This window comes from Pseudoalteromonas sp. 2CM28B, from assembly GCF_023161935.1.
Genome location: NZ_JALNTH010000004.1, coordinates 159,578 through 182,105 on the forward strand (window position 1 = coordinate 159,578; position 22,528 = coordinate 182,105).

The 22,528-nt window shown below is 41.1% G+C and carries 21 protein-coding genes; 12 read left to right on the forward strand and 9 right to left on the reverse strand.

Annotated features, from left to right (window positions below):
- Nucleotides 1-32: 32 nt before the first annotated feature.
- Nucleotides 33-2,291: an EAL domain-containing protein gene (locus tag MTN96_RS07480; RefSeq protein ID WP_248531115.1), complete on the forward strand. Its 2,259-nt coding sequence runs from the start codon at nt 33-35 to the stop codon at nt 2,289-2,291.
- Nucleotides 2,292-2,293: 2 nt separating this feature from the next.
- On the opposite strand, the gene MTN96_RS07485 is transcribed toward MTN96_RS07480, so the two are convergent.
- Both MTN96_RS07485 and yeiP read right to left on the reverse strand, forming a co-directional pair.
- Entirely contained in the window at nt 2,294-2,473 is a 180-nt protein-coding gene (locus MTN96_RS07485; protein ID WP_374274991.1) for a hypothetical protein, read from the reverse strand.
- Nucleotides 2,474-2,725: 252 nt separating this feature from the next.
- Entirely contained in the window at nt 2,726-3,298 is a 573-nt protein-coding gene (yeiP, locus tag MTN96_RS07490; protein WP_004587302.1) for an elongation factor P-like protein YeiP, read from the reverse strand.
- A 194-nt stretch (nt 3,299-3,492) separates the two neighbouring features.
- Here yeiP and MTN96_RS07495 point away from each other — a divergent pair, with 194 nt between their 5' ends.
- Nucleotides 3,493-3,879 carry an MmcQ/YjbR family DNA-binding protein gene (locus tag MTN96_RS07495; RefSeq protein WP_004587303.1) on the forward strand — a complete coding sequence of 129 codons (387 nt, stop codon included), beginning with the start codon at nt 3,493-3,495 and terminating at the stop codon, nt 3,877-3,879.
- A gap of 37 nt (nt 3,880-3,916) precedes the next feature.
- Here the strand turns inward: MTN96_RS07495 and MTN96_RS07500 are convergent, their stop codons facing one another.
- From MTN96_RS07500 to fadI, 3 genes are all read right to left on the reverse strand, one after another.
- Complete coding sequence (locus MTN96_RS07500) at nt 3,917-4,426, reverse strand: GNAT family N-acetyltransferase (RefSeq protein ID WP_064386801.1); 510 nt, start codon at nt 4,424-4,426, stop codon at nt 3,917-3,919.
- A 286-nt stretch (nt 4,427-4,712) separates the two neighbouring features.
- Nucleotides 4,713-6,935, reverse strand: a complete 2,223-nt coding sequence (fadJ, locus tag MTN96_RS07505; RefSeq protein WP_054982189.1) for a fatty acid oxidation complex subunit alpha FadJ — start codon at nt 6,933-6,935, stop codon at nt 4,713-4,715.
- The gene (gene fadI, locus MTN96_RS07510) at nt 6,935-8,245 is read right to left on the reverse strand and encodes an acetyl-CoA C-acyltransferase FadI (protein ID WP_024031879.1); all 1,311 of its coding nucleotides are present in this window, start codon (nt 8,243-8,245) and stop codon (nt 6,935-6,937) included. The genes fadJ and fadI overlap by 1 nt, the downstream gene beginning before the upstream one ends.
- 329 nt (nt 8,246-8,574) lie before the next feature.
- Here fadI and MTN96_RS07515 point away from each other — a divergent pair, with 329 nt between their 5' ends.
- The 9 genes from MTN96_RS07515 (at nt 8,575) to MTN96_RS07555 (ending at nt 17,836) form a co-directional block, all read left to right on the forward strand.
- Nucleotides 8,575-9,531: a MoxR family ATPase gene (locus MTN96_RS07515; RefSeq protein ID WP_004587307.1), complete on the forward strand. Its 957-nt coding sequence runs from the start codon at nt 8,575-8,577 to the stop codon at nt 9,529-9,531.
- Between the two features lie 3 nt (nt 9,532-9,534).
- A complete protein-coding gene (locus tag MTN96_RS07520) occupies nt 9,535-10,479 on the forward strand; it encodes a DUF58 domain-containing protein (protein ID WP_054982187.1) in 945 nt (314 codons plus the stop codon).
- Between the two features lie 2 nt (nt 10,480-10,481).
- Complete coding sequence (locus tag MTN96_RS07525) at nt 10,482-10,916, forward strand: DUF4381 domain-containing protein (protein ID WP_055253030.1); 435 nt, start codon at nt 10,482-10,484, stop codon at nt 10,914-10,916.
- The gene (locus MTN96_RS07530; RefSeq protein ID WP_248531116.1) at nt 10,909-11,895 is read left to right on the forward strand and encodes a VWA domain-containing protein; all 987 of its coding nucleotides are present in this window, start codon (nt 10,909-10,911) and stop codon (nt 11,893-11,895) included. Before MTN96_RS07525 ends, MTN96_RS07530 begins: the two co-directional genes overlap by 8 nt.
- Complete coding sequence (locus MTN96_RS07535; RefSeq protein ID WP_248531117.1) at nt 11,895-13,799, forward strand: VWA domain-containing protein; 1,905 nt, start codon at nt 11,895-11,897, stop codon at nt 13,797-13,799. The genes MTN96_RS07530 and MTN96_RS07535 overlap by 1 nt, the downstream gene beginning before the upstream one ends.
- Nucleotides 13,793-15,457: a BatD family protein gene (locus tag MTN96_RS07540; RefSeq protein ID WP_248443119.1), complete on the forward strand. Its 1,665-nt coding sequence runs from the start codon at nt 13,793-13,795 to the stop codon at nt 15,455-15,457. Before MTN96_RS07535 ends, MTN96_RS07540 begins: the two co-directional genes overlap by 7 nt.
- Before the next feature lie 63 nt (nt 15,458-15,520).
- Complete coding sequence (locus MTN96_RS07545) at nt 15,521-16,078, forward strand: sigma-70 family RNA polymerase sigma factor (RefSeq protein ID WP_039972214.1); 558 nt, start codon at nt 15,521-15,523, stop codon at nt 16,076-16,078.
- Nucleotides 16,078-16,830, forward strand: coding sequence for a DUF3379 family protein (locus MTN96_RS07550; protein WP_029773475.1), 753 nt, complete (start codon nt 16,078-16,080; stop codon nt 16,828-16,830). Before MTN96_RS07545 ends, MTN96_RS07550 begins: the two co-directional genes overlap by 1 nt.
- 160 nt (nt 16,831-16,990) lie before the next feature.
- Nucleotides 16,991-17,836 (forward strand): Tim44 domain-containing protein, encoded by an 846-nt coding sequence (locus MTN96_RS07555; protein WP_248443113.1) that lies wholly within the window; start codon nt 16,991-16,993, stop codon nt 17,834-17,836.
- 279 nt (nt 17,837-18,115) lie between these two features.
- Here MTN96_RS07555 and MTN96_RS07560 read toward each other — a convergent pair whose 3' ends face one another.
- The 4 genes from MTN96_RS07560 to MTN96_RS07575 form a co-directional block, all read right to left on the reverse strand.
- Nucleotides 18,116-19,306 (reverse strand): amino acid aminotransferase, encoded by a 1,191-nt coding sequence (locus MTN96_RS07560; protein WP_004587316.1) that lies wholly within the window; start codon nt 19,304-19,306, stop codon nt 18,116-18,118.
- Between the two features lie 80 nt (nt 19,307-19,386).
- Nucleotides 19,387-20,046 (reverse strand): GAF domain-containing protein, encoded by a 660-nt coding sequence (locus MTN96_RS07565; protein WP_024031866.1) that lies wholly within the window; start codon nt 20,044-20,046, stop codon nt 19,387-19,389.
- Nucleotides 20,047-20,102: 56 nt separating this feature from the next.
- Nucleotides 20,103-21,752, reverse strand: a complete 1,650-nt coding sequence (locus tag MTN96_RS07570; RefSeq protein ID WP_029773472.1) for a fused response regulator/phosphatase — start codon at nt 21,750-21,752, stop codon at nt 20,103-20,105.
- A complete protein-coding gene (locus tag MTN96_RS07575) occupies nt 21,752-22,057 on the reverse strand; it encodes an STAS domain-containing protein (RefSeq protein WP_004587319.1) in 306 nt (101 codons plus the stop codon). The genes MTN96_RS07570 and MTN96_RS07575 overlap by 1 nt, the downstream gene beginning before the upstream one ends.
- 129 nt (nt 22,058-22,186) lie before the next feature.
- Here MTN96_RS07575 and MTN96_RS07580 point away from each other — a divergent pair, with 129 nt between their 5' ends.
- Nucleotides 22,187-22,516, forward strand: a complete 330-nt coding sequence (locus MTN96_RS07580) for a stress response translation initiation inhibitor YciH (RefSeq protein WP_248531118.1) — start codon at nt 22,187-22,189, stop codon at nt 22,514-22,516.
- The last annotated feature ends 12 nt before the right edge of the window (nt 22,517-22,528 follow it).

Sequence of the window (22,528 nt, forward strand, 5' to 3'; positions counted from 1 at the left end):
TTATCATTTGTTAATTAGTAGTAATAAAACAAATGATAAAAATAACAACAATAAAATGTGGTTTTTACTGGTTGCTGCTAAGCCTAGCACCCGCAGCGGTTGCCTTTGAACACGCCTTTAATATAAATACCAACACCGTTTTAATTATTGCCAGTGCCCTACTTGCGCTGGCTTTGCCATACCTATTATTTGTAATTTATAAATTAAAGCGCTCTCGATTACAGCACAGCCTCTCAGAAAAGCGCTTAAAAAGCACGGTTGAAGGCAGTGGCGATACGCTTTGGGATTGGAATATAAAAACTGGCGAAGTTATTCGTATTAACGATAAATACATGATGGATTCAACAACGTTAATGGGTTTTCCGCCAAATAAAAGCTTGATCCACCCACACGATATTGCCTCAGTAGAGCATTTATTAAAAAAACACTTTGCTCAAAAGTCTGCTTTTTTTGAAGCCACTTACCGTATTAAAGACACCTTTGGCCACTGGCACTGGGTATTAGACCGCGGAAAAATAATAGAAAAAGATGCCAACTTAGCGCCACTGAGAATGACCGGCACAGTGCGCGATATTTCAGTGTTAAAATCAACACAAGAGCGCCTCAATTTATTTGCTAAGTGTGTAGAATCACTCACTGATGCACTTGCTATATATGATAAAAACTTTAACTTAGTTGATATTAACCCCAGCTTTTTAACGCTTTTTGGTGGCGTTAGAGAGCAATATCTCAAAAAGCCTTTTAACTTACCTGGTTACGATAAAAGCTACACAGAAAACATTAAAAATATAGTACGAGAGCGTGAGCGAATTCAACAAGAGGTAAAACTGCGCAATAGTGAGCGAGTGTTACTGCCCATAGAGATTTCTATTGATGAGATAAAAAACGATCAACACCAAATAACAAACTATGTAGTGGTTTATTCAGATTTAACCGAACGTAAAAATGCACAATCGCAACTGCATAATTTATCAAATAGAGACCGTACGACCAGTTTACCTAACAGAAATTTATTTTTTACCGACCTTCAAAAGCTAGTAAAACAAAATACTCACCATGCCCTTTTGGTATTTGATTTAGATAACTTTAAAAAGATTAATGATTCATTAGGCCACCAGCTAGGCGACAGCCTGTTAGCAAAACTGGCTATGCGATTAAATAAATTAACCCGTGAGAATGATGTTTTTTACCGCTTAGGGGGTGATGAATTTGCCTTAGTTATGGCAGATACTAATGATATTCATGTTATTACTCGCATGGCAAAGCAATTTTTAGCTGCAATTGCGACCCCATTTAAAATGGCAGGCCACGAGCTCGCTATTACCTCAAGCGTAGGCATAGTGTTATTCCCCGAAGATGGCAGTACCCCAGAGCTACTATTAAAAAACGCTGATACCGCAATGTATCATGCTAAAAAGAAAGGCAATAGTTACCTGTTTTTTAACGACACCATGAACCGCCAAGCGGTTAAACGCTTACAAATAGAAAACCTAATGCGCTTTGGTCTAAAAGAAAACCATTTTGAAGTGTATTACCAACCAAAAATGAATATTCGCACAGGTAAACTTACCGGAATGGAAGCATTAGTGCGCTTTATAACCCCTAAAAAAGGCGTTATTAGCCCCGGTGTTTTTATTCCTATTGCAGAGGAAACCGGGCAAATAATAGAAATTGGTGAAGTGGTTTTAAACAAAGCATGTCGCGATGTAAAACAATGGCTAGACGATGGACTATTTAGCGGCCGCGTTGCAGTTAACTTATCGGCTAAGCAGTTTAGCTTGCCAGATTTAACGACCCGTATTGACGTGATATTGCAAAAAAACGAGCTACCTTCTTACTTTTTAGAGCTGGAAATTACCGAAGGCACGGTAATGGACGACCCACAAGAAGCCATTGCAATTATGCGCTCGTTAAGTGCCCGTGGTATTCATTTAGCCATGGACGATTTTGGTACAGGTTATTCATCTTTAGCGTACTTAAAACAATTTCCGCTGAATACCTTAAAAGTAGACAAAGCATTTATTGATGACATGAAAACCGAACGAGGCCGCAACATGGTTGACTCTATCGTGACGATTGCGCAAAACCTCGATTTACATGTGGTTGCTGAAGGTGTGGAGCAAGCAAGCCAAATTGACATACTAAAAACGCTGAATTGTGAAACCGTACAAGGCTACTTCTATTCAAAACCGCTTTCAAAAGATGAGTTTACGGCCTTTTTGAAACAGCAACAAAGCAACTCTACGCCAAGCCTTATTAGTGCTAATAACCATTTAGCGCAAATAAGGTAATGTTACGGGCGCCATATACACGCACCAGCTCCTACGTTGCGTATAAAAGCACGCCTGTAATGCAAACCAAATAAGCACCATGCGCCAGGTCCGATTAGCGCCCCTAATAAAATCCACCGTTTAATTGGCATACCTTTTTTAAGCGCTTGAACATAAATGGCCAAAGCACATAGAGCATTAATAAAAACGAAAAGCAAACATCACCCCAACTGAGCTCAAAAGCAAACATCACCCCAACTGAGCTCAAAAGCAAAGCCGCGCATTTTAACGGCAAATAACACACTTTTAAAGCAGCAGGTTTGATAAGCCAATGAGTCACCATTTTAGTTATCAGCTTATATAAATTAAGTATTGATGCAGATTACTATTACCTAGTTGAAAAATTTAGGCATAAAAAAAGCCGGCATAGCGCCAGCTTTATTGTATAGCTTGGGTTACTTTTCAGCGCGGCCCATAAATTTGTGCTCAACCGTATTAATACGGATACGGTCGCCCGTAGATATATGCTCAGGCACCGAAATGGTTAAACCCGTGCTCAGGCGTGCAGGCTTAGAGCGTGCACTGGCAGAAGCGCCTTTGATTGAAGGGTCTGTTTCTTCAACAACCAGCTCTACGCTTGATGGCAAATCTAAACCTACAGGCGAGCCATCAATCACAATAACGTGTACGCCTTGCGTTTCTTCATTAACGAATTGAATTTCTTCTGCTATCGCCTCTTTGTTTAAGTTATACGGCGTGTAGTCTTCATTATCCATAAACACGTATTCATCGCCATCAATGTACGAAAGCATTGCTTCGCGGCGAGTTAAATCTGCTAGGGTTAGCATGTCGCTGTCTTTGAAGGTTTCGTCTACTTTCGCACCTGTTACTACATCGTATAAACGCATACGGTACAAACTACCGCCTGCACGACCTTGCGGTACTGAACGTACAATATCTTTAACTACCAACACGCGATTATTAAACTCAATCGCGGTTCCTTTTTTAACTTCACTCGCCTTTGGCATGGGGGTTTTCCTATTATTTTTTTGATTGCCAGAAACATACCACGAACTGGGTATTGTTCAACTAAAAATACGTTAATTTGGGGCTGCATTTGATATAGACTTGCAAATTTTTAATTTAAAACTAAATACCTATAATCAAAAGCGAAAAAAACTGCTATGGTATCTCTACCGAGTATGACTTCAAGGATTGGATCATGGACCAAAACACAGTACATGAGTATTTAGTAAAGAAGCCCTTGGTGCAAGTGACAAAACCATTTGCTCAAGAGGTTGATGTTTATAAAGTAAATCATAAAATGTTTGCCACCCTTGCCTTAGGTAATGATGGAGACGTTAATGATGATGGAGATCCTATTTGGTGGCTTAATTTAAAGTGCGATCCCGATGAAGCACTTAAATTGCGCGATATTTTTCCTGCGGTGATCCCTGGCTATCATATGAACAAGCGGCTTTGGAATACGGTGATATTAGATGGCTCTATTCCACAAGGCGAAATTGAAAGAATGATCGATAATTCGTTCAAATTAGTTGTTGAGAATATGCCAGAAAAAGACCGTAAAGCAATTGAAGCACATCTATAGAAACCACCATCACGGGCTAGCTTGCTAGCCCTATTTGCTACAATTTTAATGTGTATATCAAATCGTCATAACGTGTATTATTAATAGTGTGCGCTTGCGTATTAATGCCAGTTAACGTTAATCCACACTTTTGTAATACCTTTTCAGACCCTATATTCCCCTTTGTAACCACGGCTTTAAACTGTGTAATACCGCATTGTTGCCATGCCCACTCAATCACGGCACGCAATGACTCACTGGCAAAGCCTTGATTAAAATACGCGGGTAAAAACAAATAGCCTAGCTCAGCTTGCTCAAGTTCGTATGTAAACCCCGTTACACCCATGGGCTCATTTGAATACTTATCAAATACCACAAGGCAAAGTGGATGAGTAGAAGTGCTATCCCAGCTTTTTAAACGTTGTTCAAAGCGGCTGCGTACAAACGCTTCGCTGGGCATATCGTAGCAATAACGGATCACGGTAGGATTTTGATGTAACTGCAAAAATAATGGCCAATCACTGCTTTGAAGCGGGCGCATTGCCAATCGTGCTGTAAACAACTGCATAATGGTTTACCTCTTATCTGCTTAGCTGCAAAATAAGCTAACATACTTTATAGCAAGCCACTTAATTATAAGACTTATTTGAGGGTAAAAACCTGTCGATAACTAAATAAAAACTGGCAATTTAGGTTTTATAAATGCACGTTTTTAACACAGGTAGCGACACGTTATCCCCGCAGAATAATTAAGTATTATTGCGGGTTGGTATTATTGCGCCCTAGAATTCTATATTTACAAATAGCAGATATAAAAAAACCGCATATAATGCGGTTTTTTTTAATCAAGCTGTTTACGAGTCTTGCTTTGGTGAGTCAACGCTCTCTTCTTGAGGTTGCTCATCAGCAGGTTCTGCTTCTATAGCTTGTTCAGCAACAGGTGCTGGGCTTGGCTCATCTGCAACAGGCTGCGTTTGATAAAACTTAGCGCCTGATTCAGCCATACTTACTAACGTGTCGCATGGGGCAAAATTTGCATTGCTATTAGCTAATGTAGACATTTCAGAGCTAACCTTGCTGGCGCCCAATTTATCCATATAGCTAAACGGTCCACCTAAAAATGGTGGGAAGCCAATACCAAATATAGCGCCAATGTCGCCATCACGTGGGCTGGCAATAATGCCATCGTCTAAACAACGCACGGCTTCGTTAAGCATTTGTGATACGCAACGCTTAGCAATTTCGCTTTTATTTAAACGCGGTGCAGGGGTTACACCTAATAGCTCATACACTGACTCGTCAACTTTTTTGCTCTTTTTATCGTACTCATAAAAGCCACGACCCGTTTTGCGGCCTAGGCGTTTTGAATCAATCATACGAGAAAATGCATCAGGCGCTTTAAATCGCTCGCCTAATTCTTTTTCAAGAATTGGGGCAATTTTAGAGCCTATATCAATCCCTACTTCATCAAGTAAAGCAAGCGGCCCAACTGGGAAACCAAACTCTACAAGGGCTGCATCAATTTTTTCAATTGGCTCACCGGCAAGCATTAAATTAGCTGCTTCATTTACATAAGGCGCTAAAATACGGTTTACGTAAAAACCTGCCATGTCTTTTACCACAATGGGCGTTTTACCTTGCTTACGTGCAAAGTTAACTACGCGCGCTATAGTCTCTTGTGAAGTCCCTTCGTGCGGAATAATCTCCACTAATGGCATTTTTTCAACTGGCGAGAAGTAATGCAGGCCTATCACGTTTTCAGGGCGCTGTGCCTGTGCTGCAATTTGTGAAATAGGCAGTGATGACGTGTTACTTGCAAAAATAGTATTGCTTTGGCATTGCTGCTCTATATCGGCAACCATACCTTGCTTTAAGGCTAAATCTTCAAAAACAGCTTCTACTACTAAATCAATGTGTTTAAAGCCACTGTAGTCGGTAGTACCGGTAATACGGTTCATTGTTAACTGCATATCAGCTTTAGACATAATGCGGCGTTTAAGGCGCTTATCTAAAATTTTGTAGGTGTAGTTCATGGCATTACTAATGCCCTGCTCTGCTACATCTTTAATACGTACAGGTACTTTGGCTTTTACTGCGCTTACATGCGCAATACCGGCACCCATTAGGCCGCCACCTAAAACAGCTGTTTTACTAATTGCTGGCGCATCGTCGTTGCGCCACTCTTTTTTCATTTCAGTGGTTGCAAAGAAAATACCGCGAAGCGCTTTAGATTCATCACTCATTACAAGTGTTGCAAAGCTTTCAGCTTCTGTTTTGTATGCTTTTAATTTATCCAGCTCTACACTTGCACGCACAGCCTTAATAATTGCAAGCGGTGCAGGGTAATGTCCGCCGGTTTTTTTAAGGACGTTTTCTTTGGCCTTTTTAAAGATAAAGTTACGGCCAAACGGGTTTGACTCTAATAATTTACTTACTTTATCAAGCTTTGGCTCTTTATCTGCTGGCTTTTTCTTAGCGGCAAATTCTTTAGCGACTTTTAGTAATACGCTTTGTGGTACTACATCATCTAATACGCCTGCTTTTTTAGCCTGCTTAGGGCGAATTTGCTTGCCAGTTAGCATCCATTCAAGTGCTTTTTGAATGCCTACAATTTTAGTTAAACGCTGCGTACCACCGCCACCTGGTAATAAACCAAGTTGTACTTCTGGCAGGCCTACTTTAGTCATATCGCTATCTGTGCCTACGCGGTAATCACACGCTAAAGCAAACTCTAAACCACCACCAAGCGCAGCACCATGTATTGCACTTACTGTTGTATAAGGTAGTTTTGTCATATCAAAAAAGGCTTGATGACAAAGTTCACTAATTGCTAACGCATCTTCACGCTTTTGCACGCTATCAAGCATTTTTACATCAGCGCCCGCGATAAAGTTATCGCTTTTACCACTTATAAATACCATCCCCTTTACTGACTCTTGCTTAGCCGCTTCAAGTAAAGCTTTTAAGTCATCAGCGAATGAATCGCGCAGGGTGTTCATTTTCTCACCCGGCACATCAATGGTTACTACGGCAATTTTGTTTTCATCTACCGTTAAATTAAATACTGAATCTGTCATTACGCGCTCTCCAATACAAAGGCTGCACCTAAACCACCAGCAGCACACGCTGTTGTTAATGCTAAACCGCCACCACGACGTTTAAGCTCGTGTAAGCTTTGCGTAATTAAGCGAGCACCGGTTGCTGCAAATGGGTGACCATATGCCAGTGAGCCGCCGTTAACGTTAAACTTATCCATGTTAATTTCGCCAATTGCCTTGCTACGACCAAGTTGCTCTTGCGCAAACTTATCTGATGCAAACATTTTCATATTGGCAAGTGTTTGCGATGCAAAGGCTTCGTGCATTTCAATTAAATCTAAATCAGCAAGTGTAATTCCTGCTCTATCAAGTGCGATAGGCGTTGAATGCGCTGGGCCCATTAGCATGTCTTTTTCTACACCAATTGCCGAAAACGCAAAGCTACGTACATAACCTAAAATTTCGTAGCCTAGTGCTTTTGCTTTGCTTTCGCTCATCATCAGTACGGCAGCTGCACCATCGGTTAATGGTGTTGCATTTGCAGCAGTAACCGAGCCATGTTGGCGGTCAAATACCGGTTTAAGCTTAGCGTAGCCTTCAACTGTAGAATTTTTACGAATGTTATTATCTTCTTCAATAAAGCTTTTATATGGCGGTAAGTGCGCCGTCATTACTTCATCTTTTAACTTGCCATCGGCCCATGCTTGGGTTGCAAGTGAATGCGAGCGATGCGCTAGTGCATCTTGATCTTCACGGCTTATATTATGTGTTTTAGCCATTTGCTCAGCAGTTTGCCCCATTGAAAGGCCTGTTGAGTACTCAGCAACCGCAGGCGGTACTGGTAATAAATCTTTTAAACGCAGTTTTGAGAATATTTGTAAACGCTGGCCTAAGGTACGTGCTTTGTTTAAATCAACTAAGCTACCTGCCAATTTTTTACTTACGCCAATAGGTAATACTGAAGATGAATCGGCGCCACCGGCAATACCTACATTTACAGAGCCTGCCATAATAGATTCAGCTACATTAGCAATGGCCTGAAAGCTGGTAGCACATGCGCGCGATACTGAATACGCGTCTACGCCTACTGGCATACCCGTACCTAAAACAATTTCACGTGCAATATTTGGCGCTTCTGGCATTTGTACTACTTGACCAAATACAAGTTGATCGATTTCTGACTTGTCGAAATTTAATCGTTCAAGCATTTCGTTAACCACCAACTTACCCATATCAAGGGCTGGTACATGGTGAAACGCTGTTGCTTGTTTTGCAAAAGGAGTACGTAAGCCGCTAACGATGGCAATACGGTCGCCTTTTGGTGTTTTTAGTATGTTTTGCTCAGACATTTATGCTCTCCCGCTGACAGGTCTGACCTGTTTGTTTTCCTCGATTCTAAACAACCCGTGTGCTAAAGCCAATAGATAAACACAAATTTATACAAAAGCACTAAAGGTAGATATATACATAGTGCTTAATATTGACTACCACAATAGGCTTTTTTACGCGTTTTTACAAAGTTTTGTGGTACGCTAAAAACCGTTAAAAAATAACGAACTATTTTTAAAAATACAGTCTAACTCTTGAGTTACTCACTTATAAACCTTATAACTAGGTCAGTATTAATCACCTAAAATAAATTAGGTACAAACCCAGCTGACGAGGAAGTCTATTTATTATGGCAGCTAACGCATTCAAACAATTAAAAACGTACTTAGATACACAAATTATTGGCCAGCCAGAGCTTACTCAAGCACTCCTTATTGCCATTTTAGCTGATGGCCATCTATTAGTAGAAGGCCCGCCAGGGCTTGCAAAAACCCGCGCTGTTAACGCCCTTGCTAAAGGTATTGAAGGCTCGTTCCAGCGCGTGCAGTTTACGCCCGACTTATTACCTGCCGATGTAACTGGCACCGATATTTACCGCCAACAAACCAGCGAGTTTGTGTTTGAGAAAGGCCCTTTATTTCATAACCTTATTTTAGCCGATGAAATAAACCGTGCCCCAGCAAAAGTACAATCAGCACTACTAGAAGCCATGGCAGAGCGCCAAGTAACGGTAGGCAAAAACACCTACCCGCTAAGCGATTTATTTATGGTAATGGCTACCCAAAACCCGCTGGAGCAAGAAGGGACTTACCCGCTGCCAGAGGCACAATTAGACCGCTTTTTATTACATTTAAGCATTGATTACCCAGGTGCAGAGCACGAGCTAGACATACTGCGGTTAACCCGTGGTGAAGCACTTAATGAACAACAAGCGGTTATGCAACAAATTACCCAAAGCGATTTATTTGCCGCTCGCCAAGCTATTTTAGGGTTGTATTTAGCCGAGCCGCTTGAGCAATATTTAGTACAGCTTATTATTGCCACTCGTGAAGGGGCTAAGTTTGATGAGCAACTTGGCCGTTGGATTGAGTTTGGTGCAAGCCCGCGTGCCACCATTGCACTTGATAAATGTGCCCGTGCCCACGCTTGGTTACATGGCCGCGATTTTGTAGCTCCTGATGACATTCAAGCCGTTGTACATAATGTACTGCGCCATCGTATTATTTTAAGCTACGAAGCACAGGCTGATGGCATTACTAAAGATCAGGTTATAAGCCGCATTGTTGAACTTGTAGCCGTACCCTAAGTTATGCAAACACAATTAGACTCAAAGGCGTGGCTAAAAGAAAGCCACAGCCACGGTGTAAATTTAGCGCTAAAAGAACTGCTGTATTACAAAGCTAAAGCACAGTTATTAGAGCTGGCACCAAAAGTTAAAATTAAAAACAGTTTAACTGGGCAATACCTTGCGCCCCATAAAGGCCGAGGCATGGAGTTTGCCGAAGTGCGTCATTACCAGCAAGGTGATGACATTCGCTCTATTGATTGGCGAGTAACAGCGCGTACCGGCGAAACCCATACAAAGCTTTTTCAAGAAGAAAAAGAGCGCCCTGTTTTTGTATTTACTGATTTTTCAAACTCTATGCTATTTGGCTCAAAGCTGCTGCTTAAGTCGGTACAGGCTGCGCACATTAGCGCGCTAGTTGCGTGGTCGGCGTGTCAACGCGGAGATAGAATTGGCGGTATCGTGTTTAATCAACACTCGCATTTAGAACTAAAGCCCAGCGCCCGCGAAAAAGCGGTATTAAAGCTGTGTCATAACCTATGCGACAGCCACCAGCAAGCACTTAACAATATAGATAAACAAGCAACCAATAACTTTAGCGATAATTTAAAACGCCTTAACCACTTAGCTAAACCTGGCAGCTTAGTGTATTTAGTCTCTGACTTTAATGCCTTAGATGATGCAAGCTTTAAACAATTAGAAATACTAAGCCGCCACTGTGAGCTGATAGGCTGTCATATAAGTGATCCGTTTGAACATACGCTCCCCGCGTTTAAAAACACTGTCACGGTTAATGCCAACGGCCAAGATTTTGCGCTACCGCTTATGGATAAAAGCTTTAGAGAACGCTTTGCAAAAAACGCCGAGCAAGCATTTAGCACACGCCTAAATCGCTTAACTAAATCGGGTCTTAACTTAATATCATTCAATGCAGCGAGCCCGCTTGAGCTGCAATTAGTGAGAAAATAACCATGCAAACCAATCCACTCGATGGCCTGCACGATATAATAGCGCCAAGCCAAGTTAGTTGGTGGCCACTCGCCCCTGCTTGGTGGGTTATTATTACCCTGCTGTTCATAGCAATCTGTGCAGCTGCTTTTTGGTTTTACAAAAATTATAAATTTAAAAAGCCTAAGCGCTACGCAATCGATTTAAGCCACAACGAGCAAAGCGCGCAAACACTTCATATTATTTTAAAGCGCTTAGTAATAGAGTATTACGATAAACGCCTAGCAACGCAATCAACTGCTAACTGGTGTAACACACTTAATACCTTAACCGGTTTAAGCTTTACCGAGCATGAGCTTTTAAGCCTGTATAATGCGCAGCAAACCAATGACGCGCTTAACGAAAAATTACGCCAAGGCATAAAGCAATTTAAACTAAAGGAGCCAGTACATGTTTGAATTTAGCTGGCCATGGTTGTTTTTATTACTACCTCTGCCCTTATTACTTTTATTATTAAAACCTGCTGCCAGTAACGCACATACCCGGTTACGTATTCCAAGCTTTGCCAAACATAACTTAGCCAGCCAAAGCCTTGAAAAAAGCGCACGTAAACTAACTATTTTTGAATGGCTACTTTGGCTATTACTGGTCACTGCTGCAGCCAACCCGACATGGTTAGACGACCCTATTTCATTACCAAACGAAGGGCGCGATATAATGCTTGCGGTCGATTTGTCTGGCTCAATGACCGAACAAGACATGGCTTACAACGGCCAATATGTTGATCGCCTCACTATGGTAAAGGCGGTATTAAGTGACTTTATAGAGCAGCGCCAAGGCGACAGGTTAGGCCTTATATTATTTGGCGACACCGCATTTTTACAAACGCCACTGACTCGCGATGTTAAAACCGTAAGTAAAATGCTCAGCGAGTCTCAAATAGGCTTAGTTGGGCGTGCCACTGCTATTGGCGATGCGCTAGGTTTATCGGTAAAGCGTTTTGCCAACAAAGATAAAAGTAACCGTATTGTGGTGCTATTAACCGATGGCCAAAACACCGCTGGTAATTTAAAACCTGAAGATGCCCTACTCCTTGCCCGCGAAGAAGGCATAAAAGTATATACCATAGGTGTAGGCTCAGATAACCCCCGTGGATTTAGCCTATTTAATATGGGTGGTATGAGTGGGGGCAGCTTAGATGAAAGCTTGTTAAAAGACATTGCCGAACAAACCGGTGGGTTATATTTTAGAGCCAAAGATGTGGCTGGCCTTCAGCAAATTTACGCAGAGCTTGATAAATTAGAGCCAATTAGCGCAGATGAGCAAACATTTCGCCCGCAAAGCTCATTTTTTTACTACCCACTACTTATTGCTATTTTACTCATTAGTTTAAAAGTAATGTTAAGCACCTTACGTGCATTAAAGGAGCCTAACTAATGGACTTTACATTTATTCGTCCCGCTGTTTTGTGGCTTTTAATACCTGCACTTGCGTTGTTTTTTATAGCCTTTATTAAGCATAAAAAACAAAGCGCAGATAACCTAATTGCCCCTCATTTGGCGCCGTTTATTATGAACGAGTCAAACACTAAAGCCAGCCAACCACTTTGGCTGGTCGCTGTATTTTGCTGTTTAGCTATTATTTTTAGTGCAGGCCCTAGCTTTGAAGAAAAACAGGTTCCTGTATTTCAAAGTAAAAGTGCCCGTGTGATTGTAATGGATATGTCGTACTCAATGTACAGTACCGATATAGCACCAAATCGTTTAATGCAATCACGCTTTAAAGCACTCGATATGATTGAGCTATTTAAAGAAGGCGACACCGCTTTAGTTGCCTATGCCGGCAGTGCATTTACTATCTCGCCACTTACAAACGATGCCACTACGCTTACTAATTTAATTCCGAGTTTAAGCCCAGACATTATGCCCGACAAAGGCTCTAATGTTTTAGCTGGCCTTGATATGGCAAAAGAGCTTTTAACGCAAGCAGGCTATATTGATGGCGATATAATATTAGTCACCGATGGCATAGACCAAGAAGAGCAAAGCGATATTACTAGCTTTACCAGTAATTCTTCTTATCGGCTAAATATTTATGGCGTAGGCACAGAGCAAGGCGCACCAATAAAATTACCTGAAGGCGGTTTTTTAAAAGACAGCTACGGTCAAATAGTCATCCCCACCATTAACATAAGCCGCTTAAAAAGCCTAGCGACGCGCAGTGGTGGAAAGTTTGCCCTTTACCAACCAAGCAGCAGTGACATAGCCACTTTTGCACCAAGTGCCAACAGTGAGTTATTAAAAGATGAAATACAAAGCCATGCCCTGTGGCGCATAGACGCAGGTATATATGGGTTACTTATTTTACTGCCCTTAGGCCTTTATTTATTTAGAAGTGCAGCATTTGTAGGGGCCTTTTTAGTACTCAGCGTTTTGCCAACCCAACAGGCAAGTGCATTAGAGCTCCCCTCTTTTTTAAAAAACACTGATCAGCAAGCGCTAGATGCTTATAAAAATAAAGATTTTGAACGGGCCGCCAATGCCGACTCAAGCAGCTTAAAAGGGTCTGCATTGTACCAACAAGGTAATTTTGATGCCGCACTAGAAGCCTTTAGTAAAGATAAATCAGCCACTGGTTTTTATAACTATGCCAACGCGCTTGCCAAATCTGGACAGCTAGAACAAGCCATAGATGCTTACAAACAAGCACAAACGCTACAACCTAACTTTAGCGAAGCCGCTGATAACCAAGCTTTGGTTGAGCAGTTGCTCGAGCAACAACAGCAGCAACAGCAAGAGGGTGATTCGCAAGATAACCAGCAACAATCTGATCAAAGTGAGCAACAAAACAATCAGCAATCAGATCAAAGCCAACAAGGTGAAAATAGCGATTCTCAATCAGAGCAAAGTCAAGGCGAGCAATCACAAGATCAGCAAGGTGAGCCAAGTGATGAGTCTGACACTGAGCAAGACCAACAAAGTGCTGAGTCGGGTTCACAATCAGATAAACAAAATGAGCCAGAACTAGAAACTCAGCCACAAGCTAATCAAGAGCAAAAACAGCCTGAGCAAACAAACGAAGAACAAGCTGAAAATACTCAGCCGCAAACAGCGCAGCAGCAAACGTTAACCGATGAGCAAAAGCAAAACGCTCAACAACAAGCCGCGCAAGCACAAGCGAGTGAGCTCACCAACGAAGAGAAAGAAAAAGCCCAGCAGCTTAACCAGTTATTAAGAAAAGTACCGGACGATCCGGCAATTTTATTACGGAATAAAATGCAATTAGAAGCCCAAAAAAGACAATATCAACGTCGCCCTACAGGAGTAGAAAAATCATGGTAATGCGATTATTTTGCTGTTTATTGCTATTAAGTGCGATGCCATCATGGGCCGCCACCAAATTAGAGGCAAGTGTAGATAAAAACCCAGTCCTTGCTGGCGAATTTTTTATGCTTAACATTTCAGTTGACGACACAATAAAAAGCGAGCAACCCGACACCTCGGTGTTACTTAAAGACTTTGTGGTTGGGCCAACAAGTTTAAGTACGCGCACCAACATTATAAATGGCAGCATTAACAAGCAAACAACCTGGTCTGTTAAGTTAATGACCCGTAATGAAGGTGAATACACCATTCCGGCTTTTAACGTGGCCGGTTTAAGCTCGCAGCCAATAAAATTAAAAGTGGCAAAACGCGCTGCCGATGCTGATAAAAATAACGATATTTTTTTAAAAACATCGCTCTCAAGTGACTCGTTGTTTGTTCAAGAAGCTGGCGTATATACGATTAAACTCTACCTAGCAAAAGAGCTGCTTGATGGCAGCCTAAGTACGCCCAGTATGCAAGATGCACAGCTTACTCAATTAGGTAAACAAACCGAAAGCTATGAGCTTGTAGATGGTAAACGTTATTTAGTGATCACCCGAGAATACTTACTACAACCGCAAAAAAGTGGTGTATACACTATTGTTGGCCCTACGTTTCAAGGCCGTGTACAGCAAAATTACCGCCAATTAGAGGTGTCGGCTTTAGGGGATGATCAGCAACTTGAGATAAAACCTATTCCGGCAAACTATAAAGGCGCATGGCTACCCAGTGAGTTAGTTAATATTGATGAGCAGTGGCAGCCTGATGAAAATACAGTAGAAGTTGGCACGCCTATTACACGCACTATTACCTTAACCGCGTTAGGGGTTACTAAAGAGCAACTGCCCGAAATTGATATGAAAACCATTGCGGGGATTCGCAGTTACCCCGATGATGTAGAAACAAACAATGCCGTAAGAAACGGACGGGTTGTATCTCAGCAAACAGCGTCATTTGCGTTATTACCACAAAAAGCGGGCACTTATACCCTCCCAGAAATAACACTGCCTTGGTATAACACCAAAATAAACCGCATTAGTTACGCTACATTGCCTGAGCGCACTATAACGGTAACTCCTAGCGCCAATGCTATAAACCCAGGTGCTATTGCAAACGACAACCTTAATACAGGTGAGCCAACTTTGCCTGCTAACAAAGTAAGTAATACACAGCAGCCCAATACAACAATAGCCGCGCCGCAAAATGTTATTCCGCTTTGGTTAATTATTATTGCCGTGCTTGGGTATATTTTTTGGATAATCACTGCAATTTTTTATTGGTTAAGCCGTTCTACTAATAATGAGCAAAAAAATAACAGTGTATCTGTAAATAAAGCCCAAACGCTTTCATTAAACGCGCTTAAAAATGCAGCTAAATCAAATAATCTCAATGCATTTTATAGCGAACTAAATGAGGTAGCGATTAAGCTTACGGGCAAAAAGGTGGCTGCGATAGATACGTTAATACACAACATCAATAATGATGAACTGGCGACGCAGGTTAACCGTTTACAGTCAGCTCTTTATGCAAATAGCAGTGCAGATGTCGATCTTAATGCTATTATTAACATAATTGAGCAGCACCAAGTTCAACGTACAAAGTCGCAACAAGCTGTATTAAAAGACCTTTATTAACTAGTTTGATAAATTTAGGTCTTTTCATGCATTAAATAATAAATTTTAATTAAAAAAGTACTTATGCTTGGAAAGAAAAAATCAAATAATCAGGTCTTAGTTGATATGGCAGAGAAACAAAAGCGCTATGAAGCCTTGGTCCATGTATATAATAAGGAGCTTTATCGCTTTGCTTATTGGTTATGCCGTGACCCACATATTGCAGATGACCTAGTACAAGAAACGTTTTTACGTGCTTGGCGCTCGCTTGACTCATTATTGGATCAAAAAGCCGCCAAGCCGTGGCTGCTGACTATTTTGCGCAGAGAAAATGCACGTCGCTTTGAGCGCAAGCAGTTTGACTACAGCGATGTAGAAAACGATACACTTGTCGATGAAACCAGCCATTCGTTAGATGATGAAATGGAGCAAACGGTTATCCAACGCCAAATTGCGCTGCTATCTGATGAATACAGAGAACCCTTACTTCTGCAAGTTGTTATGGGGTGCTCTGGTGAAGAAATAGCAGAGATTCTCGATTTAAATAAAAACACGGTTATGACTCGTTTGTACCGTGCCAGAAACCAACTTAAAGAGGCTTTAAGCCGTGATGATGAACAACTTAAAGGGGCATCAAAATAATGGATGAACTTGAGTTTCGTCGACGCACTATTGCGCAGCCAAACGATTTAGATAAGGAGCTTTTAGAGTTTGCTAAAGAGAGCTCTGAGCGACAAAACTTTATAAGCGATATGAAAGACTTTGATAAACAAATTCAAGATGCGTTAGATGTGCCTGTGCCTGACAACCTTGCTGAGCGTATTCTTTTAAACACCTCGTTAAAAGAAAAAGCAATGCAAGAAGAGCAAGCAACTGGGGATAACGTTGTAGATGCACGCTCACGTTTTAAGTTTGACCGTGTTCACTTAGCCCTAGCCGCGTCTTTTTTTGTAGCTATTGGCGCATTCTTTTTTAGCACAGAGCAACACATTGCTCATGAAGCAGGCGAACATGCTTTAACCCATGTTTACCATGAAATTACCGCCCTTGAAAAAACCAATGCTATTAGCCTACAAAGCGTTAACGATAAGCTTGCACTGCTTGGCGCTCATATAGAAGAGCTGCCAGGTAAAATTACTTATGCGATGTTTTGCGACTTTAAAGGTGAAAAAGGTCTGCACTTAATTTTTGAGTCGGACTTTGGCCCAATGACGGTCTTTATTGTTCCTTCTGAGAATAAGTCGTTTGGGTATGGCGAAGATGATTTTCATGATGCGCGCTTTGCTGGTCATATTAATCGAGGCGACAAAGCCGATACTATTTTAGTGGCTAATTCCGGCGCGCCAATTAATGTGTACAACGAGCGGGTTACCAATGCCATTCGCTGGCTGTAACTAGCGCTTAACGACTAAAAACCGCTGAGTAACACTGAGCGGTTTTTTTGTGCCTATTCAGCGCTCATTTTTCATCCAAAACAATTGATTTTAAATGTAATTATTAATTTTTACTGAAAAGTTAATTATACTCACCGCTCAGTTTAACTTAGGGAATTACATGAAGAACATCATCGTTATATTTTCATTACTTGCACTACTGTGTACAGCAAGTTTTGATGCACACGCACGCAAAAAGTTTGGTAGTAGTAAACGCGGTACAACCCCAGCAACACAACAAACCACACAAAAGCAAAAAGCCGATACCACAGCACCTGCAGCTAAGACAAAAAGCAGTAAAAAAGGCATTATGGCCGGCGTATTAGGCGGATTGTTAGCCGGCGGTTTAATTGCCGCTATGCTAGGAGATAACTTTGAGGGCATGCAGCTATTAGAAATTATTTTATTAGCAGGCGTTGCCTTTATTTTGTTTAAACTTATTACGGGGTTTATGCGCGCTCGCCACTCCCCGCAATTAGCCGATACTCACGCTACGGGGCACTCTGCTTTTAAGCAAGCAGCCCCAGAGCAACCTACCAGCAGTGGTTTTACCCAGCAAAGCGCACACACTGAGCAAGTACCTTTCAATTTACCCCCTAATTTTGACGTAAATGGCTTTTTACAAGGCGCGCGTAGCCACTATCACACTATGCAAACTGCGTGGAATAATGCAGATTACGCCACGATGGCTGAGTATTTAAGCCCATCGTTAGCTCAAGAGTTTAAAACTGAGCGCGAAGCGATTGAACGGGTAGCGACTGAGGTGATGTTTATTGATGCCGAGCTTGTGCGCGCTGAAACAACAGCAAATTCGTGGCAAGTAAGTGTGCAATTTAAAGGCAAATACCGCGACTTAGACGATAAAAAAGAAGAGCCTATTTTAGAGATTTGGCACCTTGAGCGTGCTACCACCTCAGATGCACCGTGGCTGATTGTAGGCGTAGAAGACTTAATCGATAGCGAATAGTGCTGTAATTATAGTTATACCAATTCGCTTAATTAAGTGATCTACTTTGAGAGTAGATAAACGTGTTGATAGCTCTGCAAAAAAATCGCTATTTAGGTGTTCTAAATGAGAGCTTTTTAACGCAGGTAGCGACACGTTTAGCCCCGCAAAATAATTAAGTATTATTGCGGATTGGTATTGGTGGCAAACGCTGGCTAATTGGTATAAATAACAGCTAAAAAAAACCGCCCAGCCTAAAGTTGAGGCTGGGCGGTTTTTTATTACTGTTAAGTAATAGTATTATTTACAAACGTCAGCAACGGCGTTTGCGAAATACTCAATGTTAGTATCACTAATACCCGCTACATTTACGCGGCTAGAACCAACAATGTAAATACCGTATTCTTTTTGTAGGCGCGCAATTTGCTCTTTATTAATACCTAAGAAAGAAAACATACCGTGTTGACGTTCAATAAACGAAAAGTCTTGCTCTATCTCTTTTGCTGCTAAGCTTTCTTTAATTAAGCTACGTAAACCATTAATACGATTACGCATTTCATCAAGCTCACTGTGCCACATTTGTGTAAGCTCTGTGCTGCTTAAAATAGTGTTTACAATGTCAGCACCGTGCGCTGGAGGCATTGAGTAAATACTACGAACAACGCTTAATAGCACTGAATTTGAAATATCAGCGGTTGCAGTGTCTTTTGCAATAATTGAACACGCACCAATACGCTCACGGTATAAACCAAAGTTTTTAGAACATGATGAACAAATAATTAGCTCTTCTACTGCATCAGCTAAAATGCGCAGTCCACGTGCATCTTCTTCAAGTGATGAGCCAAAGCCTTGGTAAGCAATATCAATAAGTGGTGTAAAGCCAACTTCTTTTGCAAGCTGAGCAACTGTGTTCCACTGTGTCTCGTTTAAGTCCATACCACTTGGGTTATGACAACAAGCATGAAGTAGCACAATATCTCCTTTTGGTACTTGCTTAAGGGTGTTTATCATGTCGTCGAACAATAAATCTTTGTTTTCGTAATCGTAGTACGGGTATTCTTTAACGTTTAAGCCCGCAGCTTCAAACAAGCTAATGTGGTTTGCCCATGTTGGCGTAGTTACCCACACTGTTGCGTCTTTATTGCAACGCTTAACAAATTCAGCGGCAACGCGAAGTGCACCTGTACCACCTGGTGCTTGTGCAGTACGTACGCGGTTTGCTAAAAGTGCTTGATGCTCACCTAGTAATAGGTTTTCCATTTTTTGACAGTAGTCTAAGTTACCCGCTAAACCAATGTAAGATTTGCTTGTTTCGTTTTCTAAACGAAATGCTTCAGCTTTTTTTACCGCTTTTAATACCGGTGTGTTGCCTTGCTCATCTTTATAGACACCTACACCTAAATCAATCTTGTTAGGGTTTGTATCTTGTTTATAGGCTGCCATAAGGCCAAGAATAGGATCTGTTGGTAATGGTTTTAATTCTGAGAACATTAGCTATCTCTTATCATTAATTAGGGGTTGGCTGTTGTAGTAAGCTTAACATAAAAGCTTACCTTCTTGGCTAGTGATATTTACACTAGAAAGTGAGGAATTTTAATGCAGCACGCAACTAATACAGCCAGTGTACGGCTATCAAAAAAGTCGTTACTAAATGCCTCTGCATCTATAATACCGACGCATTCATGTTGCTCATTAAATAAGGGTAAACAGGTTTCAGCTTTCACTTTAGGGTCGCACGTATAATACTCGCCACCTTGAGCTAAATAGTTTTCTACGTTGTTAATTACACGCCCGCGCTTAGACAATGCAACTTGTACATTATTGCTGCCTGCTGCAAATGCTTCAGTAAGAGGAAACAGTGGACGGCTTGGCGCACCTTGATACGCCAGCTTTAATAATTGCGGACCCTGAGCTGTATCAACGGCTTGATAAATACCATACCAATCGACCTGAGTTTGCTGCTCTATGTAATTAACTATATTTTGTAGGTTTGCTAGTTTTTGCTCGTTTTGTGAAGTCGCGCTCACGTGATCAGTAAGTTTAAATGGCTCATCTTGTAAATAACCAAACAAACTACACGCACCGCCTTCACCGAGTTCAGGAATTTGATACTCCCAACGTACAGACGGCAGCGCGCTTGCCGCAATATACTGTTCTAGCTGCTCTAGCTCTTTGGCAATTAATTGTGGGTCTATATTTAATTGCGCAATATCAAGGTAAGAAGAAATCATTTGGCCATCCATACATCTAAAATTTTTTAGATAATAACATGGAAATTTTTTCTGAGCTATAGCAACTTGTAACACATTTCGACTTGGTTACCACTTGCGTTATACGTGACTTTTTCTGCCACCTCTTCGAGTAACGATAAGCCACGGCCAAACTCTGCGTTGAGTTCGGTACGTGTAGAGGAGTCACTTGAGAACCCCCTACCCGAGTCACAAATAATAAAGTACAAACACAAAGTATCTGGGCAATAACGCATATCAATAATAATCATCGCCTCTTTCATTTTACTCAGTGCTTGCTCTCTTAATTCATAGTATTTAAAAAAGCCATCGTCTTGTTTTTTTATGTCTGAATCAAGGCCTAACACGCCGTGATCAAGTGCATTGTTATACGCCTCAGAGAGCAATAAAAATATATTTGAGCGATGCGATCTAAGCCCCTCAACACTGCTTAATACGTTAACAACATCATACACAGGGTCTGTGCATTTAATTTGCTGCGCGTTCAAGCTAAGTGAAAAGTTAAATGCCAAATTAGAATACGCCTCTTTGGCCTCAGGCTCTGGGGTTAGCGGCAAACAATTAAGCAGCACTAAGCTTAAGTCGTCTAATTGCTCACTGCCATTGGCAAAGGTATTTACATTATCTATAACACGCTGACTGCTGATCATCGGCTTGCTTTTAAGTGCTGCTAAAAAGCGCTGCTCACCGTAAAAAATATCGGCGTCGTTGTTAGTTTCTATTATGCCATCGGTTGAAAGCACTAAACGGGTGTTTTTATCAACTTCTAAATTAATTAGTTCATATTCAAATTCATCGCGGTCTAAAATCCCCAGCGCCATATGTTGCGACTCAAGCGTTTGCTTTACTTCACCATCGGTATTTATTAAGTACGCATCTGGTAAGCCACCAAGCCATGCTGAAATACTTTTTCCCGAGGCACTGAGCTCAATAATAGTCGCCGCGCAGAACATGTGCTCTGGCAGTAAATTATGCAGTAATATATTGATCTCAGAGGCGATATCGTTAACAGCCATGCCTTTTTGCACCATAGTATAAAACACCCGTGATGCAGGTAATGCTCCAATCGCGGCCGCTAACCCATGCCCGGTAAAATCACCCAACATGCAATATAAATTGCCTATTGGGCTTTGCGCGACTAAAAACATGTCACCGTTAAACATAGAAGCAGGAGAAAGGCTAAAGTCTAAATGGTCTTTAAACTTATCTTGGTTTTCGAGCGAGTTATTAAAAATGTGCTCAATTATTTCGTGCTCGCGCTCTATTTGATTGCGATGATACTCAAGTAAGGTGTTTTGTTGATGGGCTTTTTTACTTAATTCGCGTGTACGACTGTGCGCTTTAATTTTTGCGTTTAAAATTACTTTTTCAAACGGCTTTTGAATAAAGTCATCCCCGCCTACTTCTAAACAACGCTCAAAGCTGCTTTGATCTTCAAGCGAAGTAATAAAAATAATAGGTAGATAAACGTCGTTGTATCGCTGCTTTATCAGCTTTGCAGCTTCAAAGCCATCCATTACCGGCATAAGTACATCGAGTAGAACAATATCAATCGCTTCTTTTTCTAACACCTCAAGTGCTTCTAGGCCGTTAAACGCAATTGATATTTTATAGTTTTCTTCGAGCAGCATTTTTTCGAGCAGGATGCGATTAAGCGCCTGATCGTCAACAATAAGTACGTGGGTCATTAGTTAATATCAAACTTCTTATCAAAACGTGATATTTGCAGTATTTTTTTAAGCTGAGGCTGACAATTACTGATCTCTATTGTTTGTACCTGGCTTTCAATGGTTTTTTTCATGTTAAGCAACATACCAAGAGCAGAGCTATCCATGTAGTCGGTCTCTCTTAAATCGATAATCACTTTATTTGTTTTAGGCTCAATTTGGGCATAGGCTTGGCGAAATGATTGCACTAAATTAAAGTCAAATTTGCCTTTAATTTGTATCGTTAAAGTACTTTCATCAACCGATAAACTCTTTGTTAAACTCATTATAAACTCCAATAATATTTCCTTTGACCTAAATATAACCTGTTAAAAGTATTTAGCAAAAATAAAAACACTCGCCAGCAAATTTGTTATTATTTAATACATCAATAAAAACGTTTATTTAGGTAAATTATGAGTGATAACCGCTTAGTATATTCAACCGATATGGGCCGAATTAGCCAGCCAAAGGTTGAGCAAGAACCCACTGCAAAACTATTTAAAGATGGCTTTATCCGCATAGAGCGCCAAACTAAGGGCCGAAAAGGTAAAGGTGTGATGTTGGTTGTGGGTATAGATCCAAAAACGCACGATCTAAAAAAGCTAGCTAAAACCTTAAAAAGTAAAATGGGCCAAGGTGGCGCGGTAAAAGAAGGCATTATTGAAGTTCAAGGCGATGATCGCGAAAAACTAAAAGGGATTTTAGAAACCCTTAAATTTAAAGTAAAAATTGCGGGTGGCTAAACCCGCAACCTT

What these genes read in the sequence shown, in the direction of transcription:
- MTN96_RS07480 (WP_248531115.1), top strand. Translation starts at nt 33, where the DNA reads ATGATAAAAATAACAACAATAAAATGTGGTTTTTACTGGTTGCTGCTA.
- yeiP (WP_004587302.1), bottom strand. Translation starts at nt 3,298, where the DNA reads ATGCCAAAGGCGAGTGAAGTTAAAAAAGGAACCGCGATTGAGTTTAAT.
- MTN96_RS07495 (WP_004587303.1), top strand. Translation starts at nt 3,493, where the DNA reads ATGGACCAAAACACAGTACATGAGTATTTAGTAAAGAAGCCCTTGGTG.
- MTN96_RS07500 (WP_064386801.1), bottom strand. Translation starts at nt 4,426, where the DNA reads ATGCAGTTGTTTACAGCACGATTGGCAATGCGCCCGCTTCAAAGCAGT.
- fadJ (WP_054982189.1), bottom strand. Translation starts at nt 6,935, where the DNA reads ATGACAGATTCAGTATTTAATTTAACGGTAGATGAAAACAAAATTGCC.
- fadI (WP_024031879.1), bottom strand. Translation starts at nt 8,245, where the DNA reads ATGTCTGAGCAAAACATACTAAAAACACCAAAAGGCGACCGTATTGCC.
- MTN96_RS07515 (WP_004587307.1), top strand. Translation starts at nt 8,575, where the DNA reads ATGGCAGCTAACGCATTCAAACAATTAAAAACGTACTTAGATACACAA.
- MTN96_RS07520 (WP_054982187.1), top strand. Translation starts at nt 9,535, where the DNA reads ATGCAAACACAATTAGACTCAAAGGCGTGGCTAAAAGAAAGCCACAGC.
- MTN96_RS07525 (WP_055253030.1), top strand. Translation starts at nt 10,482, where the DNA reads ATGCAAACCAATCCACTCGATGGCCTGCACGATATAATAGCGCCAAGC.
- MTN96_RS07530 (WP_248531116.1), top strand. Translation starts at nt 10,909, where the DNA reads ATGTTTGAATTTAGCTGGCCATGGTTGTTTTTATTACTACCTCTGCCC.
- MTN96_RS07535 (WP_248531117.1), top strand. Translation starts at nt 11,895, where the DNA reads ATGGACTTTACATTTATTCGTCCCGCTGTTTTGTGGCTTTTAATACCT.
- MTN96_RS07540 (WP_248443119.1), top strand. Translation starts at nt 13,793, where the DNA reads ATGGTAATGCGATTATTTTGCTGTTTATTGCTATTAAGTGCGATGCCA.
- MTN96_RS07545 (WP_039972214.1), top strand. Translation starts at nt 15,521, where the DNA reads ATGCTTGGAAAGAAAAAATCAAATAATCAGGTCTTAGTTGATATGGCA.
- MTN96_RS07550 (WP_029773475.1), top strand. Translation starts at nt 16,078, where the DNA reads ATGGATGAACTTGAGTTTCGTCGACGCACTATTGCGCAGCCAAACGAT.
- MTN96_RS07555 (WP_248443113.1), top strand. Translation starts at nt 16,991, where the DNA reads ATGAAGAACATCATCGTTATATTTTCATTACTTGCACTACTGTGTACA.
- MTN96_RS07560 (WP_004587316.1), bottom strand. Translation starts at nt 19,306, where the DNA reads ATGTTCTCAGAATTAAAACCATTACCAACAGATCCTATTCTTGGCCTT.
- MTN96_RS07565 (WP_024031866.1), bottom strand. Translation starts at nt 20,046, where the DNA reads ATGATTTCTTCTTACCTTGATATTGCGCAATTAAATATAGACCCACAA.
- MTN96_RS07570 (WP_029773472.1), bottom strand. Translation starts at nt 21,752, where the DNA reads ATGACCCACGTACTTATTGTTGACGATCAGGCGCTTAATCGCATCCTG.
- MTN96_RS07575 (WP_004587319.1), bottom strand. Translation starts at nt 22,057, where the DNA reads ATGAGTTTAACAAAGAGTTTATCGGTTGATGAAAGTACTTTAACGATA.
- MTN96_RS07580 (WP_248531118.1), top strand. Translation starts at nt 22,187, where the DNA reads ATGAGTGATAACCGCTTAGTATATTCAACCGATATGGGCCGAATTAGC.